The organism is Streptomyces sp. SM10, assembly GCF_002910915.1.
In the GTDB taxonomy this organism is placed as follows: Bacteria; Actinomycetota; Actinomycetes; order Streptomycetales; family Streptomycetaceae; genus Streptomyces.
The window spans coordinates 1-1141 of sequence record NZ_NEUF01000144.1 but is presented as its reverse complement, the minus strand read 5'-3'; the positions used below and the strand labels follow the sequence as shown (position 1 = coordinate 1141).

General features: G+C 66.9%; 1 protein-coding gene. It reads left to right on the top strand.

The features are described 5' to 3' along the window. Positions 1-17: 17 nt before the first annotated feature. Positions 18-1141 (top strand): polyketide synthase dehydratase domain-containing protein (locus tag B9S57_RS23105; RefSeq protein WP_258036523.1); only part of this gene is annotated, 1124 nt, incomplete at its 3' end.

Below are 1141 nucleotides of genomic sequence, written 5' to 3'. Positions count from 1 at the left end.
GTTCGGGTGCCTGTCGTGTGGATCTGCCGACGTATGCCTTTCAGCGTGAGCATTTTTGGCTGGCGTCTCTTCCGGTGGGTTCGGTTGATGGGTCGGGGCTGGGGGCGCGTGCGGTTGATCATCCTCTGTTGAGTGCGGAGGTGTCCCTTGCTGAGGGGGACGGGCTGGTGTTGACGGGGCGGTTGTCGCTTCAGTCGCACGGTTGGCTTGTGGATCATGTGGTGCTGGGTTCCGTTCTGTTGCCGGGTACGGCGTTTGTGGAGTTGGTGCTGTATGCGGGGGAGCGGGTGGGGTGTGGGTATCTGGAGGAGTTGACGCTGCAGGCGCCGTTGGTGATGCCTGAGCGTGGTGGTATGTCGTTGCAGTTGTCGGTGGGTGGGCCTTCGGCGGACGGGCGTCGGGTGGTGAGCGTGCACTCACGGTCGGCAGAGGACGCCGATGGCGAGTGGGTGCGGCACGCGACGGGAGTGCTGTCCGCAGTGGGTGCCGGCAGAGCAGTGGCATTGGAGGAGTGGCCGCCGCGGGACGCGACGGCAGTGGGGGTGGACGGGTTCTACGAGGAGTTGCTCGGGCTCGGGTATGGGTATGGCCCTGCCTTCCAGGGGCTGCGGGCGGTGTGGCGGCGCGGCGACGAGGTGTTCGCCGAGGTTGCGTTGCCGGAGGAGATTTCCGGTGAGGGCTTCGGCGTGCATCCGGCCTTGCTGGACTCGGCGTTGCACGCGATGGGGCTGTCCGGTGGCCGCGCTGAGGACGCTGGAGGAACAGGCCTGCCGTTCGCGTGGTCGGGGGTTTCTCTTCATGCTGTGGGTGCGTCGGTTCTGAGGGTGCGGATCGCGCCGGCTGGTTCTGGTGTGTCGTTGGTGCTGGCTGATGCGGTCGGTGGGCCGGTGGCGTCGGTGGATTCGTTGGTGCTGAGGCCGGTGTCGGCGGAGCAGGTGCAGTCGTCCGGTGTGTTGCGTGATGCGTTGTTCCGGGTCGGGTGGGTCGAGCACGCGCTTGGTGTGGAGGGTGTTGCCCTCGATGTCCGGGTGGTCGCGGCTCTGGATGTGTTGGATGCGGTGCCGGGTGTGGTGGCGGTGTCGTTCGCGGAGGCCGGCTCCGGTGCTGGGGATGTGGTGTCTCGTACGCATGAGGTTGCGGG